Here is a 22,711-nt window from a genome sequence, read left to right as displayed (position 1 = left end):
TCGCGCCCATGACGTTCGCGGAGACCCGCCCCATCCTGGACCAGCTCGGCTACACGATCCGCTACGTGCAGCTCCCCGGTGAGACGCTCGGCGAGCCCCCGGTCGAGGGTGCCCTCCGGGTCGTCTCGACCGAGGCCCACGGCGACTTCGCGCTCGAGGTCGTCGACTACGGCACCGCTCGCCGACTCGCCACCGCGCGTGGTGAGGACGACGCCGTCGAGATGCTCCGCCGCTTCCTGAACCGCGCCTTCCCGGCACCGCGGGACATCCCCCGGCACGAGCTCGACGGGCTGCGTGACCGTGCTGCGTCGACGTACCCGCAGCTCGCGCAGCAGGTCGGCCAGGCCGGTCCGCAGGGGCTCACCATCCAGATCCCGGCCGGCGTCCCCGTCGACCGCGTCGGCGGCCCCGACGGCTACCTGCTGCACCCACTCGACACCCCGCTCCCCCAGCGGTCACTGCCGCCGCACGTCGCGGCGGCACCCGAGGTGCACCGCTACGTCGTCGACCGGCCCTTCATGGTCACGGTCACGTTCGTGCAGCCCTGGTTCGACCAGCCGGGAGGCGCGCTCCGGTTCGCGACGGCCGACCCGTCCGTCACGGTGCGCGACCTCGTCGTGGACGGTTCGCTGGTCCGTCTCCGGGTGGTCTGAGCCTCCGCCCATCTCCCTGACCTGACGAAGCGGCCCACCCCTGCCGGGGTGAGCCGCTTCGTCGTGTCCGGGTGCTCAGACCTGCGGGCCGGGTGCCTCCGGTCGGTCGTACTGCGCCCCGGCGGGGCTCGACTCCAGGCACCCGAAGACGATGCCGGCGACCCCAGCCGCGAAGGAGACCAGCCAGAAGGGGCCGGCGAGACCGGCGTCGTGCACGCGGCGCCAGCCGAGCGCGAGGGACGGGACGAAGGTCGCGAGTCCCCACAGCCCGAGCAGCCCGGCGAACAGGAGCGCGACCACCGGGAAGCCGCCGGTCGAGGTCGTGGTGCCGTACTCGTCCGTCGTGGTGGCCCCGGCCGCCCAGACGAGGATCGAGGCGATGTACGCGCTGAACAGGACCGTCACCACGATCGCGTTCGCCAGGTACCACCACCAGAACTCACTGCGGCTCGCGCGCCCGTCGAACCGGGCGTACTTCTTCCAGAACCGGACGAAGGCGTCGAGGAACCCGGCGCCGTACCAGGGCGCCCAGAGCGGCGGGGCGCCGCTGGCGTCCGTCGGGATCGGCGCCTGCTGCTGGTACTGCGGGTACGGCTGGCCGTACGGCTGGTGCTGGGGGTAGGGCTGGCCGTACGGCTGCTGCTGCTGCTGCTCAGGATTCCGGTCGTGCTGCTCGCCGTTCGTCACCGCGATCCCTCCGGTCGGTCGAAGCGGGCGCCTGCGGGCTTGGAGTCGAGCAGGGTGAAGACGAGGAGCGCGATCCCGCCGAAGAACGGGACCAGGCCGAGGAAGAAGAACGGGCCCGCCAGGTTCGCGTCGTGCAGGCGTCGCCACGCCAGGGCGATCGAGGGCAGGACGATCACGAGCATCCACAGGGACCCCACGTACCCCATGATGAAGAACAGCGCGGACGGCTCGCTGACGACCGTCTCGACCCCGGACGGCGTCACGTACGTCTCACGGCCGGACTGCGCGAAGCCGATGCCCCAGATCGCGCCCAGCACGACGGAGATCGCGACGTTCCAGAGGTACACCCACCAGAACTCGCTGCGGCTCGCGCGCCCGTCGAAGCGGACGTACTTCCTCCAGTAGCGCGCGTACGCCTGGACGAAGCCGATGCCGTACCAGGGTGCCCAGAGCGGAGGGCGCCCGTCCGGTCCCACCGGCGCCGAACGCTCGAACAGCGCCTGGCCCTGCGGTCGGAACTGCGGCGGCTGGTCGTACTGCGTCTGCTGGTACTGCGGTGCCGACGGTGGGCCCGTCGGTCCCGGTCGATCGGACGGTCGTTGGTCGCTCACGTGATCCCCCTCGTGGTGTTCGGTCGTGCGACGTACCCGTCGAGTCAACCAGAACCGAGTGCGCTCACGGGATCAGTGCGAGCTTGCCGCCCGGGTGCTGCGACTCGAGCAGCTCCGCCGCGGCCTTCGCCTCGGCCAGCGGGAACGTGCGCGCCACGGGCACCTCGAGCTCCCCCGCCGCGGCGAGGTCGACCAGCCGCTGCCGCACGGAGTCCCGGAAGGCCTGGCTCTCCGGCTGCGCACCGCCCACCGCGGGGAAGCCGTCCTGCTGCGCGCGGCCGAAGGCCGCGATGGTCACGATGCGGGAGCGGTCGGCGACGAGTGCCAGCGACACGTCGACCGCCTCGTCCGTCCCGACGCAGTCCAGCGCCACGTCGACACCGGAGGGTGCGAGGTCCCGGACGCGCGCCTCCAGGCCGTCACCGTACGCGACCCACTCGCCCCCGAAGCGGCGGACGGTCTCGGCGTTGCGTTCCGAGGCGGTGCCGATGACGCGTGTGCCGAGCTGGCGGAGGAGCTGCAGGACGGCGACCCCGACCGCACCGGAGGCGCCGTGCACCAGGACCGTGTCGCGCCCCTCGGCACGGGTGACCCGGATCATGTCGGCGGCGGTGGTCCCGGCGAGCAGCAGGTTCGCGGCCTGCGGGTGGTCGAGCGACGCGGGCTTGGCGAAGACGTCCGCGGCCGGGACGGTGATGCGCTCGGCCCAGCCGCCCTCGACCCGGAAGGCGAGGACCTCTTCGCCGACCGCTCCCCCGCCCGAGGCGATCTCGGTGCCGGGGCCGACCGCGCTGATCACGCCGGACACCTCGTACCCGACCGCGATCGGCAGGTCGGACGGGTCGCCCTGCCGGGTGTGCTTCGTGTCGGCGGGGTTCATACCGGCGGCACGGACGTCGATCGTGACCGCGCCGGTGCCGGGGGCGGGCACCTCGACGTCGACGTACTCGAGGACCTCGCTGCCGCCGAACTCGGGGGCGACCCAGTGCTTCGTCATGGGGTGGACGCTACGCTCCGGGACCGGCCTGCCCTCAGGTCCGGGCGGCGCCGCAGCGTGACGGCGGCGTCTCGTCGAGACGCCGCCGGGTCGGCGAGACACCGTCGGATCCGGCTGCGTCTCGCGGGCAGCACGGCGTCTCGCGGGCAGCGCGGCGTCTCGCGGGCGGCGCGGTACCCGGACGCACGGGAGGCGCGGTGCCGGCCGGCACCGCGCCTCCAGAGCGTCGTGTCGTCGCGTCAGCCGCGCGCCGACCGCACCCGGTCGGTGAACGCCGCGTGCAGCGGGTGCTGTGCGTCGAGCCCGGTGATCTCCGTCGCCACGTCGGCGTCCGAGCGGTCCGAACGCAGCAGCTGCTGCAGCTCGACGCTCTGCTCGTCGTCGGCGACGTCGAAGCGCAGCGCAGCGCCCATCGCGTCGAGCAGCGCGGTCGGCTCGGTACCGTCCTCGGCGAGGGCGGCCGCGGGCGAGACGAAGCGCTCGTCACGCGACAGCTTGCGGAGCGGCTGCCGACCGACGCGGGTGACCGTGTCGGGCAGGTGCGGGTTCTCGAAGCGGCCGATGATCGCCTGCACGTACGAGCGGTGCACCTCGGGGTCCAGCTCGTGACGACGCACCAGCAGGTCGCTCGTCTCGGCGAGCACCGACTCGATCTCCGACCGCACGGCCGGGATCGCGATCGCGTCCGAGATCTTGTCGGCGCCGGCGAGGAAGCCGTGGTACGCGACCGTGGCGTGTCCGGTGTTCACCGTGAAGAGCTTGCGCTCGATCGACGCGGCGAGCCCGTCGACGTAGTGCGCACCGGGGATCTCCGGCTCGTTCCCGCCGAAGGGCGTGCGGTCGATGGCCCACTCGAAGTACGTCTCGACCGTCACGTCGAGGCCGGCGCCCTCGGGCTGGGCCGGGACGATCCGGTCGACGGCGGTGTTCGCGAACACGGCCTTGGCCAGGGCCTCGTCGCGCGACTCGGCCGGGAGCGCCTCGACGATGAACTCGCGCAGGCGGTCGGTCGCGTTGATCGCGTTCTCGCACGCCATGACGGCGAGGGGCGCGGCACCGGCGTCGCGCTGCTGGAGCGCCTTCGCGATGACCGGGGCGATGAACTTCAGGACGGTCGGCCCGACGGCGCAGGTCACGATGTCGGCGGCGGCGACCTCGGCGACCACGCCGGCCTCGTCCTGCGCGCTGTTCACGGCACGGAAGCCGGTGACCTCGTGGTCCTGTGCGCCCTGGCCGACCTCGTGCACGGTGTACGAGTCGGCGGCGGCGAGGGCGTCGATGAGCGGCGCGGCGACGTCCGCGAAGACGACCTCGTAGCCAGCTTCGTGGAGCAGGAGCCCGACGAAGCCGCGCCCGATGTTGCCGGCGCCGAAGTGGACGGCGGTCCCGGTCACTCGTTGACCTCACCGAGGATCGACAGGATCGCGGCGGTGTCCGGCGCGTCGGTGAGCTTCTGGACCTCGTCCTCGTCCGAGAACACGATCGCGATCTTCGACAGGATGTCGAGGTGCTCGTTGTTCACGCCGGCGATGCCGACGACGAAGCGCACGGGGTTGCCGTCCCAGTCGATCGGGGTGGCGTAGCGGATGAACGACAGGGCCGAGGACTTGATGGCGTCCTTGGCGTCGTTCGTGCCGTGCGGGATGGCGAGGAAGTTCCCCATGTACGTCGAGACGCTCTTCTCACGCTCGAGCATCGCCGGGTAGTAGTCCGCCGTGACCGCGCCCGCAGCCTCGAGGATCTCGGCCGCCTCCTTCATCGCCTCCGACTTGGTCGGGGCGGTGTCCTCGGTGTGGATGCGGATCTGGCTCTCCTGCAGGACGGGCATCGGGGTTCTCCTTGTTCTCGACGGACGTGGTGGAGGGGACGGGTTCGCACCCGTCCCCTCCGATACTGCACTTCGTTACTGGTTCTTGAGCTGGTCGACGACCTGGTCGTACTGCGGCGCGTTCATGAAGTTGCCGACCGACACGTGCTGTGCGTTCGGGTTCTTCTGCTTCGCACGGTCGGTCAGTTCCTCCTGCGTGATGATCAGGTCCTCGGTGCCGTCGAGGTTCGCGATCGCCTTGTTGACGACCGTGACGCCCTCGATGCCCGCCTTCTTGACCTTGTTGCGCAGGACGCTGGCGCCCATGGCGCTCGAGCCCATGCCCGCATCGCAGGCGAACACGACGCTCTCGACCCGGGTCGCCGTCGCGGTGGACGCCGAACCGACGCCACCGAGCGCGGCCTCGGCCTCCTCGTCGTTGGCCGGCGCGTTGTTGCCGAGCAGGCCCGAGGTCGCGGCGTTGACGTCGCGGCCCTTGTTGGCCTGGAGCTTCGCCATCGCGGCGCTCATGTCGCCACCGTTGTTCGCCAGGTCACGCTTGCGGCTGGCGAGCAGGAAGAACGAGGCCACCGCGAACGAGACCGCCGCGGACAGGATCACCGAGAGGATGACGCCGACGTAGCTGTCCTTCGCCGTGGCGGTGAGGACGGCGATGATCGAACCGGGCGAAGCCGGCGCGACCAGGCCGGACTGGAACGCGACGTTGGTCGCGACACCGGTCGCACCGCCGAGGATGACGGCGAGGAACAGGACCGGCTTCTGCAGCACGTACGGGAAGTAGATCTCGTGGATGCCGCCGAAGAACTGGATGAGGATCGCACCGGGAGCGGTCGAGCGGGCGATGCCGACACCGAAGAAGGTGAAGGCGAGCAGGATGCCGAGACCCGGGCCGGGGTTCGCCTCGAGCAGGAACAGGATGCTCTTGCCCGACTCCTGGACCTGCTGCGCACCGAGCTGGTCGAGCACGCCGTGGTTGATCGCGTTGTTCAGGAAGAAGACCTTGGCGGGCTCGATGATGACGCTGGCGAGCGGCAGGAGCGAGCTGTCGACCAGGAACTTCACCGCGGCACCGAGGCCCTCGGCGATGAGCTTGAACAGCGGCGCGAGCCAGAAGAAGCCGACGAGCGCGAGCACGAAGCCGAGGATGCCGGCCGCGTAGTTGTTCACGAGCATCTCGAAGCCGGGCTTGATCTTGCCGTCCCAGATCTTGTCGATCTGCTTGATGAGCCACGCGCCGAGCGGGCCGCAGATCATCGCGCCGAGGATCATGATCGTGCCGTTGGCGCCGATGATCACACCCATCGCCATGATCGACCCGACGACGGCGCCGCGGGTCTCGTAGATCATCCGGCCGCCCTGGAAGGCGATCGCGAGCGGGATGAGGTAGGTCAGGATCGGGCCGACGAGACCGATGTTGGCCACGCCGTCGGTCTCACCGAAACCGCCGAGGACGCCCACGGGCGTCCACCCGGTCTCGATGAAGAAGGCGGTGATGAGGCCCCACGCGATGAAGATCGCGATGTTCGGCATCACCATGCCGGAGAGGAACGTGCCGAACTTCTGGACGGCGACGCGTGCGCCGCCCCGCGACTTCGCGGGTGCGTCGGGCGCTGCAACGGACGACGTTGTCATGTGCCTGGCTTTCTGTGATGGGTGCTGCTGCGGTGTGAAGGGGTGCTGCGGTGGTGCTGGTGCTGCGGTGGTGCGGGTGCTGCGTGGGGTGGAGCTGGTCGGGTCAGACGGCGTGCGCGGCAGCCGCGGCGGACTTGGCCGCCGCCGCGGTGCTCGCGGCGAGTGCCGCCTTCGCCATCTCGCGGGCCTGCTCGAGCGAGTGCTTGCCGAGTTCGGCGCGCACGTCGGCCAGGGCCGCGGGGGTCATGGACAGGGTGGTGGCGCCGAGGCCGACGAGCACGACGGCGAGCAGCGGGTCGGCCGCGGCCTCGCCGCAGATGCCCACGGCCTTGCCCGCGTCGGCGCCGGCCGCACCGAGCTGTGCGACGAGGCGCAGCACGGCGGGGTGCCACGGGTCCTGGTAGGACGCGACGGTGCCGAGCATGCGGTCGGCGGCCATCGTGTACTGGGTCAGGTCGTTCGTGCCGATCGACACGAAGTCGGCGTTCGTGAAGACCTGCTCGGCCATGAGTGCGAGCGAGGGCACCTCGGCCATGACACCGGCGGTGCGGATGCCGAGCTCGCGGGCCAGGTCGACGAAGTACTCGGTCTCCTCGGCGTCGGCGACCATCGGTGCCATCACCCAGAGGTCGGCCTCGGTCGCCGCGTCGGCCTGGGCGAGCGCGGTGAGCTGGTCGCGGAGGACCTCCTCGTGGTTCCGCAGCGCGCGCAGTCCGCGACGGCCGAGCGCCGGGTTCTCCTCGTCCTTGTCGGTGAGGAAGGGCAGCGGCTTGTCGGCGCCGGCGTCGAGCGCGCGGACGACGACCTTCTTGCCGGGGAACGCCTCGAGCAGCTGGCGGTAGGACTCGGTCTGTTGCTCGACGGTCGGCGCCTTCGGCGAGTCGAGGAAGAGGAACTCGGTGCGGAAGAGCCCCACGCCCTCCGCACCGAGAGCAACGGCGCCGGCGGCGTCGGCGGGGCTGCCGAGGTTCGCGAGCAGCGGGACGGTGTGGCCGTCGGCGAGTGCACCGGCGGTCAGCGGTGCGGCGGCAGCGGCGAGGCGGTCCGCGATGCGCTGGTCGACGTCGGCCACGAGCTCGGTGGACGGGTCGGTGACGACGGTGTCGGCCGCGGCGTCCACGACGACGTGGGTGCCGTCGGACAGGTCATCGGCGCCGGTGACGCCGACGATCGCGGTGATGCCCTTGGCACGGGCGAGGATCGCGGTGTGGGAGGTCGGGCCGCCGTCACGGGTGACGAGGGCGAGCACCTTGTCGAGGTCGAGCAGCGCGGTGTCGGCCGGCGCCAGGTCACGGGCGACGAGGACGAAGGGGGTGTCCGACTCGGGGACGCCCGGGGCGGGGACACCGCGGAGCTTCGCGATGATGCGCTGCGCCACGTCGTCGAGGTCGGCCGCGCGCTCCCCCATGTAGCCGCCCATGCCGACGAGGAGGTCACGGAACTGGCCGAACGCCTCGAACACCGCACGCTCGGCGTTGGTGCCGCCGTCGATGCGGGCGTGCACGTCGTCGAGGAGCGTCGGGTCCTGCGCCATGAGCGCCTGCGCCTCGAGCACGGCCTGGGCGTCGCCGCCGGCGAGCTGTCCGCGCTTGTTGAGGTCCTCGGCCACGGCCGCGAGCGCCTCGGCGACGGCGTGCTTCGCGTCGTCCGCCGTGCCGGCCAGCGCGTCCTTCGAGGGTTCGCCGAGCGGGTCCGCCATGCGGAGCACGGGGCCGTGGGCGACGCCACGGCCGACGCCGGTGCCGAGCAGTTCGGACATTCGAGACTCCTTCATCTCCACGCGCTCACGGTGGGGGTGGTTCGTTCGGTGCGCAGCGACACGAACGGACCACGCCCGTGCGGCTTGGCAGCACACTACCCCGATCCGCGTTGACAAACAAACACATCCGGGGATAAAAATGCAGAAACAGATGCCCGTTTGCGTCTGGCGGACGAAGCGATCCGGACGGATCCGGCGCCGGTCTGCCCGAGCATGCCCGTTCTGTTCCGAGCAGGCCGATCGACCGAGACGACGAGGTCCATGTACGCACCAGAGCGCCACCAGCGCATCGTCGAACGCGCGAGGTCGCAGGGACGGGTCGACGTGAAGGACCTCGCCGAGCTGCTCGAGGTCACGCCCGAGACCATCCGTCGTGACCTCACCAGCCTGGAGCGGCGTGGGCTCGTCCGTCGTGCACACGGTGGCGCGATCCCCGTCGAGCGGATCACCCTGCACCCGGGCGTCGGCGACCGCGGCGGCATCAACCAGGCCGAGAAGATGGTCATCGCCGAGGCGGCCCTCGCCGAGCTGCCGGAGAACGGCTCGGTGATGATCGACGCCGGGACCTCGACGATCTGCCTGGCCGAGATGCTCCCCACCGACCGCGGGCTCACCGTCGTGACCCACTCGCTGCCGGTCGCCATGGCCGTCGCGAACCGGTCCGGCATCGACCTGCACCTGCTCGGCGGCAACATCCGGAGCGACTCGCTCGCCGGCGTCGGCACCTGGACGCACCAGCTCATCGGCATGGTCAGCGTCGACGTCGCCTTCATCAGCATCAACGGCATCACGCCCGAGCGCGGGCTGACGACCCACAACATGGCCGAGGCCGCCGTGAAGAGCGCGATGATCAAGTCCGCCCGCAGGAGCATCCTGCTCGCGGACCACACCAAGTTCGGCCGCGAGGAGTTCGGCCGCGTCGCGCCGCTCGCCGCGATCGACACGATCATCACCGACCCCGGCGTGAACGCCGACCTCGTGCGCGAGGTCGAGGCCGCCGGCACCGAGGTCCTCTGGCCCGGTCGCGACTGACCGGCGCCGGTCCCCGGGACCGCCCACCACGCGCTCGCTAGCATGAGCGCACCACCCGTCGACAGGAGTCCATCGATGTCCGAAGCCACCCGCACCGTCACCGTCGCCAGCGCGTCCGGCCTGCACGCCCGCCCCGCGTCCCTCTTCGTCCAGACCGTCACCGCGTCCGGTCACCAGGTGACGATCGCCAAGGGCGACAAGTCCGGCAACGCGGGCAGCATCCTCGCGCTCCTCGGCCTGGGCATCGAGAACGGCGACGAGGTCACCCTCACGGTGACCGGCGACGACGCCGAGACGACGGCCGACAGCCTGGTCGAGTTCCTGCAGACGGACCACGACGCGGCCTGAGCAGGTCGGTCGCGCACGCGACCACACGACGGACGGGAGGCACGGTGCCAGCTGGCACCGTGCCTCCCGTCCGTCTCTCGCGACCCACGGCGACGGGCTGGGCCGGAGCCGTCGGCGCGCGTCGGTAGGGTGGTCGGCATGACACGCCTGCGCCTCGCATCCGTCAACGTGAACGGCGTCCGCGCCGCGTTCCGGAAGGGCATGGGCGACTGGCTCGCCACCCGCGACGTCGACGTGCTCGCCCTGCAGGAGGTCCGCGCCTCGACCGACGACCTGGCGGGGCTGCTCGGCGACGAGTGGGACATCGTGCACGACCCCGCGACGGCGAAGGGCCGCGCGGGGGTGGCGATCGCCTCGCGGCACCGCGCGCACGTCCACCGTGTGGAGCTCGGCCCGTCCGACTTCGACTCCGCCGGGCGCTGGATCGAGGCCGACTACGAGCTCGACGGCACCACGGTCACGGTGGTGTCCTGCTACGTCCACTCGGGCGAGGTCGACACCCCCAAGCAGGACGAGAAGTGGAAGTTCCTCGACGGGATGACCGAGCGGCTCCCCGCGCTGCGCGAGCACAACCCGCTCGCGGTCGTCGTCGGCGACCTCAACGTCGGGCACGACCAGCGCGACATCAAGAACTGGAAGGGCAACGTCAAGCGCGCCGGTTTCCTGCCGCGGGAGCGCGCCTACTTCTCGCGGTTCTTCGGCGCCGAGGGCGAGCAGGTCGAGGGCGCCGACGGGTCCACCGCGCCGGGTCTCGGCTGGGTCGACGTCGGCCGTGAGCAGGCCGGCGACGTCGACGGTCCCTACACGTGGTGGTCGTGGCGCGGGCAGGCGTTCGACAACGACTCCGGATGGCGCATCGACTACCAGGTGGCCACCCCCGACCTCGCCGCGAAGGTCACGAGCTGCACGGTCGACCGCGCTGCGGCGTACGACCAGCGATGGTCCGACCACGCCCCCGTGGTCGTCGACTACGAGCTCTGACCCCCTCCCCTCCACGCAGTACAGGAACACCCTCATGACCAAGACGCGCATCTTCTCGGGCATCCAGCCGTCGGCCGGATCCCTCCACCTCGGCAACTACGTCGGGGCGCTCATGCAGTGGCGCGACCTGCAGGACGACCACGACGCCATCTACTGCGTGGTCGACATGCACGCGATCACGTCCCCGCAGGACCCCGCGGAGCTCCGCGCGAGCACCCGGGCGACCGCGGCGCAGTACATCGCCTCCGGCATCGACCCGACGAAGTCGACCCTGTTCGTGCAGTCGCACGTGCCGGCGCACGCCGAACTCGCCTGGGTGCTGAACACCCTGACGGGGTTCGGCGAGGCGAGCCGCATGACCCAGTTCAAGGACAAGTCGGCACGGCAGGGCGCCGAGGCGGCCTCGGTCGGGCTCTTCACGTACCCGGTCCTCATGGCGGCGGACATCCTGCTCTACGACACCGCCGTGGTGCCGGTCGGCGACGACCAGCGACAGCACGTCGAGCTGACGCGGGACCTGGCGACCCGGTTCAACTCCCGCTTCGGCGACACCTTCGTCGTCCCGAAGGCGCAGATCGGCACCGAGACCGCACGCATCTACGACCTGCAGGACCCGACGAGCAAGATGAGCAAGTCCGCCGCGTCGGACAACGGCCTCATCCGCCTGCTCGACGACCCGAAGCGCACCGCGAAGAAGATCCGCTCCGCCGTCACCGACACCGAGCGCGAGATCCGGGCGGACCGCCAGGAGAAGCCCGGCGTGACCAACCTGCTCGCGATCCTGTCGGCGTTCACGCGGACCACGGTCGCGTCGCTCGAGGAACAGTTCGTCGGCAAGGGCTACGGCGACCTCAAGGGTGCCGTGGCCGACGCCGTCGTCGCCGAGCTCGAACCCGTGCGCGCGCGGACGCTCGAACTGCTCGACGACCCTGCGGAGCTCGACCGGCTGCTCGCCGTCGGCGCCGAGCGTGCCGAGTCCATCGCGCAGGCCACGCTCGCCCGCGTGTACGACCGCATCGGCTTCGTGCCCCGCTCGCGCGGCTGACGATGCTCCCCGTGACGCTGTCGTCGGACCGGGTGCACCTCACGGTGCCGACCCGGTCCGACACCGCGGCCATCACGCGGGGCTGCCAGGACCCGTCGGTCGTGCGGTGGACGACCGTCCCGACGCCGTACACGGACCGCGACGCGCAGACCTTCGTCGACGCGCTGGTCGGCCCGGGGTGGGCGTCCGACCGCGAGTACACGTGGGGCATCCGGCGCCCGGGGTCGACGTGGCTCGAGGGTGTGGTGTCGTTCCGCACCGAGCACCGCGACCTCGGCTTCTGGCTCGCACCGACGGCCCGAGGCCAGGGCCTGATGCACGCGGCGGTGGAGCTCGTCGTCGCGTGGGCGTTCTCCCAGGGGGCGCCCGACGTGTACTGGGAGTGCTACGAGGGCAACGTCGGCTCCGCCTCGGTGGCCCGCGCCGGCGGCTTCGCGTTCACGGGCACCGGGACCGCCCGGATCCCCGACCGGGACGGCGGGCCGACGACCGCGTGGACCGGCCTCCGTCGCGCCGACGGCGTCCCTGCGTCCGACCTGCCCTGGCCCGCGGCGTCGTTCGCTGACAGGGGACAGCAAGGTGACGCGTCATCGACGCCTCGTCGGTAGTGTCGGAGCGTGATGTCGCCGTCCGACCCGCGCGCCCGCCCCGAGGAACTCCGGGCGATGCGCCGCGCCCTCGAGCTCGCCGCGCTCGGACCGGTCGTCGGTGACCACGCCCGCGTCGGTGCCGTGCTGCTCTCCCCCGCCGGGGACGTCCTCGCCGACGGCTGGCACAAGGGCGCGGGGACCCCGCACGCCGAGGTCGACGCGATGGCGAAGGTGCCCGCCGAACAGCTGCGGGGCGCCACCGCCGTCGTGACGCTCGAGCCGTGCAACCACGTCGGTCGCACCGGCCCCTGCGCGCTCGCCCTGATCGAGGCCGGCGTCGGCCGCGTCGTCTACGCCGTCGACGACCCGGGTGAGCAGGCGAGCGGCGGGGCCGAGCGACTGCGGACGTCCGGCGTCGAGGTCGTCAGCGGCGTCCTCGCCGACGAGGCCGAGGCGTTCCTCGAGCGCTGGCTGCTGTCCGTCCGCACCGGGCGCCCGTGGGTGACCGTGAAGTGGGCGTCGAGCCTCGACGGTCGCGCGGCCGCCGCCGACGGCACGAGCAAGTGGATCACCGGCGCGGCAGCCCGACAGCACGTGCACGAGCAGCGTGCCGCCCACGACGCGATCCTGGTCGGCACCGGCACCGTGCTCGCCGACGACCCGAGCCTCACCGCACGCGGCGACGCCGGCGAACTGCTCGCCGACCAGCCGCTCCCCGTCGTCGTCGGCGACCGCCCGGTACCCGACGACGCGGCCGTCCGACGCCACCCACGCGGCCTGCTCGCCCTGCCGGGGCACGACCTCGCCGCCGCGCTGCGCACCCTGCGTGACCACGGCGTGCACAGCGTCCTCGTCGAGGGCGGTCCCACCGTGGCCTCGGCGCTCGTCGCCGCGGGCCTCGTCGACGAGCTGCTCGTGTACCTCGCGCCCGTGCTGCTCGGTGGCCCGCGCGTCGCGATCGGTGACGTCGGCGTGGGAAGCATCGGCGACCGCCACCCGTTGGACATCACATCGACCACCAGCCTGGGACCCGACCTCCTGGTCCGCGCTCGACCCCACCGCGCCCGGACCGCCCGTGCCGACGACGCGACGTCGACGGCCGCGACGACCAGGACCGCCGACCAGGCACAGAACGACCGGAGCACCCCATGACCGACGCCCTCACCTCCCCCACCCCGGGCAGCCCGGTGCAGTTCGAGGTCGCGACCACCGTCCCGACCACCCACGGCACGTTCGAGATGCGGGCCTACCGCGACCTCGTCACGAGCGCCGAGCACGTCGCGATCATCGCCGCGCTGCCCGACGGATCGGCCCCCGGGGACGACGCCCTGGTCCGCGTGCACTCGGAGTGCCTGACCGGCGAGGCGTTCGGGTCGCTGAAGTGCGAGTGCGGGCCGCAGCTCGACGCCGCGCTCGACACCATCGCCACCGAGGGCGGGGTCGTGATCTACCTGCGCGGGCAGGAGGGACGCGGTATCGGGCTGATCAACAAGCTCAAGGCCTACCGCCTGCAGGAGGACGGTCTCGACACGCTCGACGCGAACCTCGCGCTCGGACTGCCGGCCGACTCCCGCGAGTACGGCGGCGCGGCGGGCATCCTCACCGACCTCGGCATCGCCCGCGTCCGACTGCTCTCGAACAACCCCGAGAAGCGTCGGCAGCTCGAGGAGCACGGCATCGCGGTGTCGTCGCTGGTCCCGCTCGTGGTCGGCGTCGTCGCGCAGAACGCCGGGTACCTCGACACCAAGCGCGACCGCATGGGCCACCAGCTGCCCGCGCACCTGGAGACCGGCGCGACCAGCTGACGGGGATGGCCGGCTGACGGCGGTGGCCGGCTGACGGACGCTCCGCGGCGCGCGGACGCTGCCACGGGCCTCCCGGCCGATTTCCAGCTGCGCGACGGGTGTCGTAAGGTGAGGGTTCCGTCACGAGCGGTCCACCACCCACCGAACGCACCCGGTCCGAGCCCGCGCCACCCCGCGCGACCGACCGGTGTCCGCAGCCTCGGTACACCGCCGCGCTCCTCGTGAGTGCTCCCCTCGGAGTCCCCGTACATGACCGCCGCCCCGGCACCCGCCGCCACGACCGACACGAAGGCCACCGGCAACCCGCGCTCCCGCGTGATCATCGCCAGCCTCGTCGGAACCTCCATCGAGTTCTACGACTTCTACGTCTACGCGACCGCCGCCGTCCTCGTCTTCCCCACGCTGTTCTTCCCCAACGAGGACCCGACGGCCTCGCAGCTGTCGTCCTTCGTCACGTTCGCCCTGGCGTTCTTCGCCCGCCCGGTGGGGTCGATCGTCTTCGGCCACTTCGGCGACCGTGTCGGTCGCAAGGCCACCCTCGTCGCGTCGCTGCTCGTGATGGGGACCGCCACGTTCCTGATCGGCTGCCTGCCGACCTTCGCGTCGATCGGCATCTGGGCACCGGTCCTGCTCGCCGTGATGCGCTTCGCCCAGGGCGTCGGGCTCGGCGGCGAGTGGTCCGGCGCGGCGCTGCTCGCGACCGAGAACGCGCCGAAGGGCAAGCGCGGTGTGTTCGGGTCGATGCCGCAGCTCGGCGCCCCGATCGGCTTCCTGCTCGCGAACGGCCTGTTCATCGCGATCAACGCCGCGATGCCCGCCGGCGCGGACGGCACCCCGAACGCCGACTTCCAGGCGTGGGGCTGGCGCATCCCGTTCCTGCTCTCGGCCGTCCTCGTGATCGTCGGCCTCTACGTCCGGTTCAAGCTCGTCGAGTCCACGGTGTTCCGCGGCGTGCAGGAGTCCGGCTCGGTCGCCAAGGTGCCGCTCGGACGGGTGTTCCGCACCTCGTGGAAGGCCCTGATCGTCGGCACCTTCGGCATGGTCGCGACCTACGTGCTCTTCTACTTCATGACGACGTTCACGCTGTCCTACGGCACCACCGCCGCCGAGGCCGGCCCGCTGGTGCCGAAGGTCGGCCTCGGGTACAGCCGGGGCGAGTTCCTCACGCTGCTCATGATCGGCGTCGTGTTCTTCGGCGTCTTCACCCCGATCGCCGGGTGGCTCGCCGACAGGTACGGCCGCCGACGCACGCTGATCCCCACCACGATCGGCATCGCCCTGTTCGGCCTGACGTTCCAGTTCTGGTTCGCCGCGTCGACCGGGCCGATCACCGTCGTCACGTTCCTGGTCGTGGGGCTCTCGCTCATGGGCCTGACGTTCGGTCCGATGGGGGCCCTGCTGCCGGAGCTCTTCCCGACGAACGTCCGCTACACCGGGTCGGCGATCGCCTACAACGTGGCGTCGATCCTCGGGGCGTCGCTCGCACCGACGATCGCCCTGGCGCTGTGGCAGCCGGACGGCACGATCGTCTGGGTCGGGCTCTACCTGACGCTCGCCGCCGTGGTGACCGTGGTCGCGCTGTTCTTCGTCCGTGAGACGAAGGGTGCGGGGCTCGACGAGGCCGACGCAGCCGGTTCGCCGGACGCTGCTCCGGCAGACGTGCGGGCATGACCGGCGCGTCCTGACGCGACCACCCGACGGACGGGAGGCGCGGTGCCGGTCCGGCACCGCGCCTCCCGTCCGTCGCGTCCAGGGTCGCGCGCGCGATGTCGCCTGCGCGTGCTGCCGCTGTGGGACGACACCCCCGACGTCGTCCGACAGCGGGGATGTCGTTCAACGGCGAGACGACCAACACGACGCCGCGCACCACGCTCCCACGGGACGGTGCGAAGATGGACGACGGCCGCCAGCACACCTCGCACGGGCGGCAGGAACCAGGAACGATGAGCCTCTTCTCCGCACGCCGCAAGCCGTCCGAGGGCCCACGGGCGAGCTTCGGCCGCCTGCTGACCTACCTGTTCGAGAACAAGCCCGCGATGGCCGTGATCATCGTGCTGAGCGTCCTCGGAGCCGGCGCGTCGCTCGCGCAGCCGTTGCTCGTCAACCAGGTCGTCACCGCCGTGCAGCACGGGGAGACGCTCTCGATCCTGGTCTGGGCGCTCGTCGCCCTCGTGCTCGTCTCGGGCGTCCTGAACGGCGTGCAGCACTTCCTGCTCCAGCGCGCCGGTGAGGGCGTGGTGCTCTCCACCCGCCGCAAGCTCATCGCGCGGATCCTCAACCTGCCGATCTCGGAGTTCGACACCCGCCGCACCGGCGACCTCGTGTCCCGCGTCGGCAGCGACACGACGCTCCTGCGCGCCGTGCTCACGCAGGGACTCATCGAGTCGATCGGTGGCGCCCTGACGTTCGTCGGCGCGATCATCGCGATGGCGGTCATCGACCCCCTGCTCCTCGGCATCACCGTCGTCATCGTCCTCGTCGCGATCGTCGTCGTCGGCGGGCTCAGCCGACGCATCCGCGTCGCGTCGAAGCGTGCCCAGGAGAAGGTCGGCGACCTGACCGCGGCGGTCGAGCGGGGCATCGGTGCCGTCCGCACGATCCGTGCCGCCGGGGCTACCGGCCGCGAGGTCGCGGAGGTCGACGGCCACGCCACCGAGGCCTACCGCCGCGGCCTGGACATCGCGAAGATGTCGGCGTTCGTGGTGCCGGTCGCGAGCATCGTGATGCAGGTCGCGTTCATCGCCGTGCTCGGGGTCGGGGGTGCACAGGTCGCCGCGGGGCAGATCACCATCGCCACGCTGATCACCTTCATCCTGCTGCTCTTCATGATGGTCATGCCGCTCGGGCAGGCCCTCGGCGCAGCCGTCGCGGTCGCGCAGGCACTCGGCGCCCTCGGCCGCATCGAGGAGATCCTGCACCTGCCGACGGAGGACCAGGACGACGGTGCCGTCCGGGTCGCCGCGGCGACGGAGACCGACGACGCGATCGCGTTCGAGCACGTGACGTTCCGGTACGCGCGGGCTGCGGATGCGACGGGCGCGGACGGCGCGTCGGGCGCGGGTAGCGCGTCGGGCGCGGACGGCGCGACGGGCGCGGGCAGCGCGACGGACCGGTCGGGAGGCTCGGGTGCCGTCGACGCCGCACCCTCCGCCGAGGACGTGGTGCTGGACGACGTGTCGTTCCGCGTGCCCCGCGGCGCGCGGGTGGCGCTGGTCGGTCCCTCCGGGGCCGGCAAGTCCACGACGCTCGCGCTCATCGAGCGCTTCTACGACCCGACCTCGGGTGTGATCCGGCTCGGCGGCGTCGACGTCCGCGGGCTCGACCGCGCCGAGCTCCGCGCGCAGATCGGGTACGTCGAGCAGGACGCCCCCGTGCTCGCCGGCACCATCCGGGCGAACCTGCTGCTCGGCTCCCCCGACGCGTCCGAGGCCGAGTGCGTCCGGGTGCTCGAGGCCGTCAACCTCGGCGACGTGCTGCACCGCGACCCCCGCGGGCTCGACGCCCAGGTCGGTGAGGACGGCGTCATGCTGTCCGGTGGTGAGCGGCAACGGCTCGCGATCGCCCGGGCACTGCTCGCCGCGCCCCCGATCCTGCTGCTCGACGAGTCGACGTCCTCGCTCGACGGGGTGAACGAGCAGAAGATGCGGCTCGCGATCGACGCCGTCGCGGCCGACCGGACGCTGCTCGTCATCGCGCACCGGCTGTCGACCGTCGTCGACTCCGACGTCATCGTCGTGCTCGAGCACGGCCGTGTCGTCGGCACGGGCACGCACTCGGAGCTCGTGCAGTCCACCCCGCTCTACCGCGACCTCGCGAAGCACCAGCTGCTCGTCTGACGTCGATCCCGCGGAACGCAACGTCGGCGGTTCCTCGCAGGGCTGTACCGTTGCGGGGAACCGCCGACGTTGCGTCGTGCGGAGGGGGGTCAGGCGGCGAAGGGGTCCGGCGTGAGGACGTAGACCGACTCCAGGTACTCCTCGAGGCCCTCGTGCGAACCCTCGCGGCCGAGCCCCGAGGACTTGACCCCGCCGAACGGGAACGCCGCGTTCGACACGACGCCCGTGTTCAGCCCGAGCATGCCCGTCTCGAGACGCTCCGCGAGCCGCTGACCGCGCCGGAGGTCGGTCGTGAAGGCGTACGCGACGAGCCCGTACTCGGTGTCGTTCGCGAGGCGGATGCCCTCCTCCTCGGTGGCGAACCGCGTGATCGACACGACCGGCCCGAAGATCTCGGTGGTGAGGATGTCCGACCCCGGCGGGACCTCGTCGAGCACCGTCGGTGCGTAGAACGTGCCCGGACGGTCGACCCGCTCCCCGCCGGTCACGAGCCGGGCACCCCGCTGCACGGCGTCGTCGACGAGCCCGGCGGCCTTGTCCACGGCGCGGTCGTCGATGAGCGGACCGATGGTCGTCCCGTCCTCGGTGCCCCGGCCGATCCGCAGTCCGTCGACCTTCGCGGTGAGCGCCGCGGTGAAGGACTCGGCGATGCCCTCCTGCACGAAGAAGCGGTTCGCCGCCGTGCAGGCCTCGCCGACGTTGCGGAACTTCGCCTGCATCGCCGCCGTGACCGCCTCGTCGAGGTCGGCGTCGTCGAAGACGAGGAGCGGAGCGTTGCCGCCGAGCTCCATGCTCGTCTTGAGGACGTTGTCGGCGGCCTGCTTGAGGAGTGCCGACCCGACCGGCGTCGAACCGGTGAAGGTGAGCTTGCGGAGCCGGCGGTCGGCGATGATCGGCTCCGACAGCGCCTTCGCATCGCGCGAGGGCACCACGTTGAGCACGCCGTCGGGCAGCCCGGCGCGGCGGAACAACTCGACCAGGAAGAGCGTCGTGAGCGGCGTGAGGTCCGCCGGCTTCAGCACGACCGTGCAGCCGGCCGCGAGTGCCGGGCCGATCTTGCGCGTCGCCATCGCGAGGGGGAAGTTCCACGGCGTGATCGCGTAGACGGGACCGACGGGGCGTCGGAGCACGATGCCGCGTCCGGTGCCCTCCGGGTTGGTGCGGTAGTCACCCGAGATGCGGACGGCCTCCTCCGAGAACCACCGGAGGAACTCGCTGCCGTAGGCGACCTCGCCCCGGGACTCGGCGAGGGGCTTGCCCATCTCGAGCGTCATCAGGGCGGCGAGGTCGTCCTCGTGCTCGTGGGCCAGGTCGAACGCCCGGCGGAGGATGTCCGACCGTCGCCGCGGCGCGGTCGAGGCCCAGGCCTCCTGCGCGGCCACGGCGGCGTCGAGGGCGGCGATGCCGTCCTCGGGCGTCGCGTCGGCGACCTCGGCGAGGACCTCGCCCGTGCTGGGGTCGCGGACGGGGAAGGTCGCGCCGCCGCTCGCGGAACGCCATTCGCCACCGATGAACAGCCCGGTGGGGACGTCGGCGACGGTGACGTGGTCGTCCGAGACGGTGGTGGTCGGGCCGGCCGGGGCGGGTCCGCTGGTCGTGGTGGTGGGTGCGGTCACAGTACTGCTCCTCCGGGGTTCGCGAGCCCCTCGTCCATGTCGCTGTGGTCGACGTGCCCGCCGACCGCGCTGATCTCGTCCAGGGCCCGTGCGCTGCGGTCCGGGTCCACCCCGGCCACGAGGTCGTCGTAGACGGCGACGTCGTACCCGGCGGCCCGCGCGTCGAGCGCCGTGGCGCGCACGCAGTGGTCGGTGGCGATGCCGACGATGTCCACCGTCGTCACCCGACGGTCGGCGAGGAGGTCCGGCAGCGCGGTGCCGTCGTCCGTGCTCGCCTGGAACGCCGAGTAGTCCGGCCGGCCCCGCCCCTTGAACACGTCGACGTCGATGACGCTCGTGTCGAGGTCCGGGTGGTACGCCGCACCGGGCGTGCCACCGACGCAGTGCACCGGCCACGTGTCCACGAAGTCCGGCCCCTCGGGTCCGGCGAAGTGTCCGCCGTTGTCGTCGTCGCCGTGGTGCCAGTCGCGGGAGCCGACGATGAGGTCGTACTCGTCCGCGTGCCGACGGAGGAACGCGCTGATGCGCTCCGCGACGGCCGCGCCCCCGGTCACACCGAGCGCGCCGCCCTCCGTGAAGTCGTTCTGGACGTCGACGACGAGCAGTGCCCTGGCCATGTACCCATCCTGCACCCGGCACCCTGCGGCTGCGTGGACGTCAGGACGAGGTCAGGCTCCCACCGCACCGGTACGTCGCCGCGGTGACGGCGTCGAGCGCCGGCAGTGCCGCGGCACGCGGAGACCCGATCGCGTAGAACGCGAAGGTGAGGCGTCGGCCGTCCGCCGCGTCGATGTACCCGCCGAGCGTGTTCGCGCTGTCGATCCACCCGGTCTTCGCGTGCACCTTGCCGCGCGCCACCGCGTTCTCCCCCGTGAACCGGCTCGACAGGGTGCCGGACACGCCGGCGACGGGGAGCGCCCCGGACAGCACGCCGAGGCCCTTATCCCCCGCGGCGACCGCGACCATGAGGTGGGCGACGAAGGACGGCGACACCGCGTTCGCCGCGCTCTCCCCCGAGCCGTCCTCGATCGTGATGCCCGCGGGATCGACGCCGTAGCCGGCGAGTGCCTCCTGGTAGACGCCGGTCAGCGACGCCGCCGACCCGCCTGCACCGGACTCCTTCGACGAGACGCGCGCCAGCATCTCGGCCAGGGTGTTGTCGGAGTTCGGGATCATCTGCCCGATCAACGTCGACACCGGCTGCGAGGAGACCGAGGCGATCTGGTCCGTGCTCGTGGTCGCGCGCTGCACCACCTGCGCGTTCCCGGCTCCTGCGACGCCCGCGTTCGCCAGTGCCGTGCGGAAGGCTGCTCCGGCGCGACCGACCGGGTCGGTGGAGCGGGGCGAGGTCGCAGCGGCCGGGTTCGCCCGGTCGCCGTCGACCATGAGCGCGGTGACCCGGGGCTGGTACCCGATGGTGCGCTCGCTCTCCGGCCAGGTCGGGTCCCACGCGTCGGCGTCGTCCCAGTAGCTGTCGTCGGCGACGATCGTCGTCACCGGGGCGTCACCGAGGGCCGCCTTCACCTGCTGTGCGAGCTGCGCGAGGGTCGGCGCGCCCGGGTACACCGTGCCGTTGCCGGCCGAGAGCGTCGCATCGCCGTGACCGACGAGCGCGACGGTGCCGTCGGCCTCCTTCGTCACCGTGGTCGGGATGCGGTGGTCGCCGCCGAGGACCGCGAGGGCCGTGGCGCTCGTCAGCGTCTTCATCACGCTGCCGGTCTGTGCCGCCTCCTCCCCGTTCCGCGAGAACAGCGTCTCCCCGGACTCCGCGTCCATGACGAAGCCCTCGAAGGACCCGAGGCCGGCTGCCGAGGCCGCGGCGTCGATCGTGCAGGTCCGCAGGGCCGACGGGCCGGCGGCGTCGTCCGGCACCGAGCGGGACTCGTCCGTCGGCGTCGCACTCGGTGTCGCGGAGCTCCGGGGCGTGTCCGACGGCGCGGTCGTCGCGGCGGCCGACCGCGTCGCCGCGGACGGGCGGGACGGCATCGTCGCGGCAGCCACGGCGACCGAGGCGCCCGAGCCCAGCAGGAGGACACCGACGAGACCACCGGCGATCCACGGGACCGGTCGGCGAGCCGCGGAGCGGCGCAGGGACCCGACGGCGCCGCGGAGGCGTGCCGGGACGGACTTCGACGTGGGCTGCTGGTCGGACATCGCGACCGATCCTACGGAACCGCGGGAGGAGCCTCCAGACCGGATCGGTCACCGGCGCACCCGCCGGCGGACGTCAGTCGGCCGACGGCGCGTCCGATCCGTCGTCGTCGGCCGCGTAGCGGACGCCCACCTGCCGACGGGCCTCGTCCATGACGGCCGTGATCGCGATCGTCTCCTCGGGGTCCATCGGGCCGCCCTCGTGCGTCCCGGAGGTGACCATCGCCTCGAACGCACGCGCCTCGTGGGCGTAGCCGGCGAGCTCCTCGCGCGAGTCGAACTCCTCGAGGACCGTGCCGTCGCGGTCACGGAGCCGCCACGTGGTGGGCGTGTACCAGGTGTCGTCGAGGTCGATGCGCCCGTCCTCGCCGATGATCGACGCGGTGTTCGGGCTCCGCAGGTCCAGGCTGAAGTGGATCATCGACTGGGCACCGCCCTCGTGGGTGAGCACCAGGCCCATCTGGGTGTCGACGCCCTGGTCGCTCAGCGTGCCCACGGCCGTGACCGCGGTCGGCACACCGAGCACGTCCACCGCGAACGAGATCGGGTACACGCCGAGGTCGAGGATCGCGCCGCCGCCGAGCGCCGGGTCGTTCAGCCGGTGGCGGGGATCGCTGGGCAGGGCCTGGTGGTGGGTGGCCTCGACCAGGCGCGGGCGTCCGATGCGCCCCTCGGCCACGAGCTCGCGGATCATCCGCATCTGCGGCAGGAAGCGGGTCCACATCGCCTCGGTCACGGCGACGTCGGCGCGGCGGGCGGCGTCGACCACCCGACGCGCCTCGGCCGCGGTGATGGTGAACGCCTTCTCGACCAGGACGTGCTTGCCGGCGTCGATCGCGAGCAGGGCGTCCTCGGCGTGACGCGAGTGCGGTGTGGCGACGTAGACGGCGTCGACGTCCGGGTCGGCGACCAGGTCCGCGTAGGAGCCGTGCGCGCGGGTGATGCCGTGCTCCGCGGCGAAGGCCTCGGCGGACTCGCGCGTGCGGCTCCCCACCGCGACGAAGTCGATCCCCGCGGCGGTGCAGTCCGCCACGAACGAGTGGGCGATGCCGCCCGTACCGATGACTCCCCAGCGAACCGTCATGGCACCTGTCTACCAGCCGGTCGCCGGGCGACGACGCGGCAGGCACCTGTACGGAC

Annotated in this window: 20 protein-coding genes and 1 pseudogene; 10 read left to right on the top strand and 11 right to left on the bottom strand. The window is 72.1% G+C overall.

All coding sequences use genetic code 11. The features are described from left to right. The first annotated feature begins 8 nt into the window (after window positions 1-8). On the top strand, window positions 9-653 hold the full coding sequence (locus PIJ49_RS01200) for a TNT domain-containing protein (RefSeq protein WP_271825302.1): 645 nt from the start codon (window positions 9-11) through the stop codon (window positions 651-653). A 75-nt stretch (window positions 654-728) separates the two neighbouring features. Here PIJ49_RS01200 and PIJ49_RS01195 read toward each other — a convergent pair whose 3' ends face one another. The 7 genes from PIJ49_RS01195 to ptsP form a co-directional block, all read right to left on the bottom strand. Beyond that, window positions 729-1,340, bottom strand: coding sequence for a DUF805 domain-containing protein (locus PIJ49_RS01195; protein ID WP_271825300.1), 612 nt, complete (start codon window positions 1,338-1,340; stop codon window positions 729-731). Beyond that, window positions 1,337-1,951: a DUF805 domain-containing protein gene (locus tag PIJ49_RS01190; protein ID WP_081984944.1), complete on the bottom strand. Its 615-nt coding sequence runs from the start codon at window positions 1,949-1,951 to the stop codon at window positions 1,337-1,339. The genes PIJ49_RS01195 and PIJ49_RS01190 overlap by 4 nt, the downstream gene beginning before the upstream one ends. Window positions 1,952-2,015: 64 nt before the next feature. Continuing rightward, window positions 2,016-2,948, bottom strand: coding sequence for an NADP-dependent oxidoreductase (locus PIJ49_RS01185; protein ID WP_271825299.1), 933 nt, complete (start codon window positions 2,946-2,948; stop codon window positions 2,016-2,018). Window positions 2,949-3,187: 239 nt separating this feature from the next. Next, complete coding sequence (locus PIJ49_RS01180; protein WP_271825298.1) at window positions 3,188-4,342, bottom strand: mannitol-1-phosphate 5-dehydrogenase; 1,155 nt, start codon at window positions 4,340-4,342, stop codon at window positions 3,188-3,190. Beyond that, on the bottom strand, window positions 4,339-4,776 hold the full coding sequence (locus tag PIJ49_RS01175) for a PTS mannitol transporter subunit IIA (protein ID WP_022907882.1): 438 nt from the start codon (window positions 4,774-4,776) through the stop codon (window positions 4,339-4,341). Before PIJ49_RS01175 ends, PIJ49_RS01180 begins: the two co-directional genes overlap by 4 nt. Before the next feature lie 75 nt (window positions 4,777-4,851). Beyond that, on the bottom strand, window positions 4,852-6,408 hold the full coding sequence (locus PIJ49_RS01170; RefSeq protein ID WP_066655119.1) for a PTS mannitol transporter subunit IIBC: 1,557 nt from the start codon (window positions 6,406-6,408) through the stop codon (window positions 4,852-4,854). 103 nt (window positions 6,409-6,511) lie between these two features. Continuing rightward, the gene (gene ptsP / locus PIJ49_RS01165) at window positions 6,512-8,167 is read right to left on the bottom strand and encodes a phosphoenolpyruvate--protein phosphotransferase (protein ID WP_081984946.1); all 1,656 of its coding nucleotides are present in this window, start codon (window positions 8,165-8,167) and stop codon (window positions 6,512-6,514) included. Window positions 8,168-8,428: 261 nt separating this feature from the next. Between ptsP and PIJ49_RS01160 the strand changes: the two genes are divergently transcribed. The 9 genes and pseudogenes from PIJ49_RS01160 to PIJ49_RS01120 all read left to right on the top strand — a co-directional run bounded on the left by PIJ49_RS01160 (window position 8,429) and on the right by PIJ49_RS01120 (window position 17,804). Continuing rightward, window positions 8,429-9,199, top strand: a complete 771-nt coding sequence (locus tag PIJ49_RS01160) for a DeoR/GlpR family DNA-binding transcription regulator (protein WP_058728882.1) — start codon at window positions 8,429-8,431, stop codon at window positions 9,197-9,199. Between the two features lie 75 nt (window positions 9,200-9,274). Next, window positions 9,275-9,547: an HPr family phosphocarrier protein gene (locus PIJ49_RS01155; protein ID WP_066655121.1), complete on the top strand. Its 273-nt coding sequence runs from the start codon at window positions 9,275-9,277 to the stop codon at window positions 9,545-9,547. 138 nt (window positions 9,548-9,685) lie between these two features. Then, window positions 9,686-10,528 (top strand): exodeoxyribonuclease III, encoded by an 843-nt coding sequence (locus tag PIJ49_RS01150; protein WP_066658424.1) that lies wholly within the window; start codon window positions 9,686-9,688, stop codon window positions 10,526-10,528. 34 nt (window positions 10,529-10,562) lie between these two features. Continuing rightward, window positions 10,563-11,573 carry a tryptophan--tRNA ligase gene (gene trpS / locus PIJ49_RS01145; RefSeq protein WP_271825297.1) on the top strand — a complete coding sequence of 337 codons (1,011 nt, stop codon included), beginning with the start codon at window positions 10,563-10,565 and terminating at the stop codon, window positions 11,571-11,573. An 11-nt stretch (window positions 11,574-11,584) separates the two neighbouring features. Then, window positions 11,585-12,181, top strand: coding sequence for a GNAT family N-acetyltransferase (locus PIJ49_RS01140; RefSeq protein ID WP_209685114.1), 597 nt, complete (start codon window positions 11,585-11,587; stop codon window positions 12,179-12,181). A 12-nt stretch (window positions 12,182-12,193) separates the two neighbouring features. Continuing rightward, a complete protein-coding gene (gene ribD / locus PIJ49_RS01135; protein ID WP_271825356.1) occupies window positions 12,194-13,315 on the top strand; it encodes a bifunctional diaminohydroxyphosphoribosylaminopyrimidine deaminase/5-amino-6-(5-phosphoribosylamino)uracil reductase RibD in 1,122 nt (373 codons plus the stop codon). A gap of 29 nt (window positions 13,316-13,344) precedes the next feature. After that, a pseudogene (ribA, locus tag PIJ49_RS01130) lies at window positions 13,345-13,968 on the top strand (GTP cyclohydrolase II); the annotation flags it as partial. A 249-nt stretch (window positions 13,969-14,217) separates the two neighbouring features. Continuing rightward, on the top strand, window positions 14,218-15,639 hold the full coding sequence (locus tag PIJ49_RS01125) for an MFS transporter (protein WP_066655129.1): 1,422 nt from the start codon (window positions 14,218-14,220) through the stop codon (window positions 15,637-15,639). 272 nt (window positions 15,640-15,911) lie between these two features. After that, window positions 15,912-17,804 carry an ABC transporter ATP-binding protein gene (locus PIJ49_RS01120; RefSeq protein WP_209685112.1) on the top strand — a complete coding sequence of 631 codons (1,893 nt, stop codon included), beginning with the start codon at window positions 15,912-15,914 and terminating at the stop codon, window positions 17,802-17,804. Between the two features lie 89 nt (window positions 17,805-17,893). On the opposite strand, the gene PIJ49_RS01115 is transcribed toward PIJ49_RS01120, so the two are convergent. The 4 genes from PIJ49_RS01115 to PIJ49_RS01100 form a co-directional block, all read right to left on the bottom strand. Continuing rightward, window positions 17,894-19,321, bottom strand: coding sequence for an NAD-dependent succinate-semialdehyde dehydrogenase (locus PIJ49_RS01115; RefSeq protein WP_245172296.1), 1,428 nt, complete (start codon window positions 19,319-19,321; stop codon window positions 17,894-17,896). A gap of 95 nt (window positions 19,322-19,416) precedes the next feature. Beyond that, the gene (locus PIJ49_RS01110; protein WP_066655131.1) at window positions 19,417-20,037 is read right to left on the bottom strand and encodes an isochorismatase family protein; all 621 of its coding nucleotides are present in this window, start codon (window positions 20,035-20,037) and stop codon (window positions 19,417-19,419) included. Between the two features lie 40 nt (window positions 20,038-20,077). Further along, window positions 20,078-21,574 (bottom strand): D-alanyl-D-alanine carboxypeptidase/D-alanyl-D-alanine endopeptidase, encoded by a 1,497-nt coding sequence (gene dacB / locus PIJ49_RS01105; RefSeq protein WP_271825295.1) that lies wholly within the window; start codon window positions 21,572-21,574, stop codon window positions 20,078-20,080. A 73-nt stretch (window positions 21,575-21,647) separates the two neighbouring features. Then, window positions 21,648-22,655, bottom strand: coding sequence for a Gfo/Idh/MocA family protein (locus PIJ49_RS01100; protein WP_271825293.1), 1,008 nt, complete (start codon window positions 22,653-22,655; stop codon window positions 21,648-21,650). Window positions 22,656-22,711 lie beyond the last annotated feature (56 nt).

It is taken from the genome of Curtobacterium uvaldense (assembly GCF_028307415.1).
Taxonomy (GTDB): Bacteria; Actinomycetota; Actinomycetes; order Actinomycetales; family Microbacteriaceae; genus Curtobacterium.
Note: the sequence above shows the minus strand (reverse complement) of the source record. Positions and strands in the feature narration are given on the sequence as shown.